Origin of the sequence: Aeriscardovia aeriphila, assembly GCF_002259595.1 — a bacterium.
GTDB classification, from domain to species: Bacteria; Actinomycetota; Actinomycetes; order Actinomycetales; family Bifidobacteriaceae; genus Aeriscardovia; species Aeriscardovia aeriphila.
Window position 1 is genome coordinate 1 of the sequence record NZ_MWWU01000011.1, and the last position, 1,865, is coordinate 1,865.

At 55.5% G+C, this 1,865-nt stretch carries 3 protein-coding genes; 2 read left to right on the plus strand and 1 reads right to left on the minus strand.

Translation table 11 applies throughout. The features are described 5' to 3' along the window. A partial coding sequence (locus tag AEAE_RS06650; protein WP_420835606.1) for a dCTP deaminase occupies positions 1–235 on the plus strand: 235 nt, incomplete at its 5' end. A 46-nt stretch (positions 236–281) separates the two neighbouring features. Here the strand turns inward: AEAE_RS06650 and AEAE_RS06655 are convergent. Next, positions 282–743 carry a CopY/TcrY family copper transport repressor gene (locus AEAE_RS06655; protein WP_094690368.1) on the minus strand — a complete coding sequence of 154 codons (462 nt, stop codon included), beginning with the start codon at positions 741–743 and terminating at the stop codon, positions 282–284. 195 nt (positions 744–938) lie between these two features. On the opposite strand from AEAE_RS06655, the gene AEAE_RS06660 reads away from it, so the two are divergent. After that, on the plus strand, positions 939–1,865 hold a 927-nt coding region (locus AEAE_RS06660), incomplete at its 3' end, for a Clp protease N-terminal domain-containing protein (protein ID WP_148139993.1).

Below are 1,865 nucleotides of genomic sequence, written 5' to 3' on the forward strand. Positions count from 1 at the left end.
CTTTATTGACCCTGGTTTCAACGGTTACATCACCTTGGAGCTGTCGAACGTCAGCCCGCTTCCCGTCAAGCTCTGGCCCGGCATGAAGATTGGCCAAATCTGCTTCTTTGAGCTCTCTTCCCCAGCCGAGCACCCTTATGGTTCGCAGGCTTTGGGCTCGCATTACCAGGGCCAGCGCGGCCCGACACCTTCCCGCTCGTACCAGAACTTCTATAAGGCTCCTTTTGCCGAGTAGGTTCGAATGGTACAGTTCGAATTTCTTGAGATTATCAGCGCGATTATCAGTGCGCCGCACCCTCGTGCTCGTCGCACTCGCCCGGCAGGCAGTCGCAGTCAATAGTTTCTGGCGCTGTTTCGCGCTTGTTCTCTATTACTTTTGTGAGATTATCAAGGTCACCTCTGGTCATCTGCATACGCTCAATGAGTTCAATGAGCACTGAGCCGCGCTTCATAGCGCACATGGAGTTGAACAGCTGTACAGCTTGGTCGCGCATGGCTTCTTTCTCTGCCACGGTTGGTGTGTAGAGGAAGCCGCGCTGGCCTTCGACGCTTTTCGTTGTGAGAATTCCCTTGCTGACGAGGCGGCGAAGCAGAGTTTTGGTGGTCGACTCGGACCACTGACTTTTCTTGGACATGTTTTCCACGAGAGTTTTGGCTTTGCTGGGCCCTTCGGTCCACACCACTCTCATCAGCTCCCACTCGGAGGGGGAGATCAGGGAAACTTCTGCATTCGTATCGCTCATGTTTTCAGTGTACGTTCTGGGTTTGTGCGTCGTGGCAATCTTGCTGTTGGTGAACTACAAGTGTAAACGATAAAACTTGAGCCGACTTCTATCAAGTTTTGGGAATATCTGCGCTGATAATCTGTTACTCCTTCTAGATGCAAACCAGCCCGGCCTCCAGCCGAGCTGAAAGAGACAACGCGAAAGGAGTTCGTGATGGCCAATCAAGAAGAAAAGTACACAACAATGGCACAGCAGGCCATCGGGGATGCTATTCAAACAGCTTCTGCAGCAGGCAACCCCACCGTCGAACCGCTGCATCTGCTCGATTCTTTGCTGCGCCAAGATGGCGGCGTCGTTAAAGGGCTTGTGCAAGCAACCGGCGCCAACGTTCAAGAAATCGGCGCCCAAGTACGCCACGCACTCACCCAACTACCAGCAGCTTCCGGCTCGAGCACCACTCAGCCTGACGCCAGCCGCCAGCTCACCGTCGCGCTCGTCAACGCGCAAAAGGAAATGAGCAAGCTTGGCGACGAATACGTTTCCACCGAACACCTGCTCATCGGCATTGCCATCGGCCCTTCTGACGCAGCCGACATCCTCTCTCGCGCAGGCGTGAGCCCGGACAAGCTTCGCAAGGCTGTACCCTCTATTCGTGGAGGTGCTCACGTCACCAGCCCGGATGCGGAAGGCACGTACAAGGCTTTGGAGAAATACTCCACCGACCTGACCAAGCAGGCACGTGAAGGCAAGCTCGACCCAGTGATCGGCCGCGACCGTGAAATTCGCCGCGTCATGCAAATTCTCGAGCGCCGCACGAAGAACAACCCTGTTCTCATCGGCGAAGCAGGCGTTGGTAAGACCGCCGTTGTGGAAGGCCTTGCCGAGCGTATCGTCTCCGGTGACGTTCCGACCGGCTTGAAGAATAAGCGTCTGGTCGCTCTCGACTTGNGTTCGATGGTGGCAGGCAGCAAGTACCGTGGCGAGTTTGAGGAGCGTTTCAAGGCTGTTCTCAACGATAACTGTCAGTCGGATGGTAACGTCATCGCCTTCATCGATGTGATTCACAGCGTTGTGGTAACAGGAGCGCCCCATGGCGCAGTGGAGGCTGTCAACATGCTCAAGCCGATGCTCGCTCGTGGC

What these genes read in the sequence shown, in the direction of transcription:
- AEAE_RS06655 (WP_094690368.1), bottom strand. Translation starts at nt 743, where the DNA reads ATGAGCGATACGAATGCAGAAGTTTCCCTGATCTCCCCCTCCGAGTGG.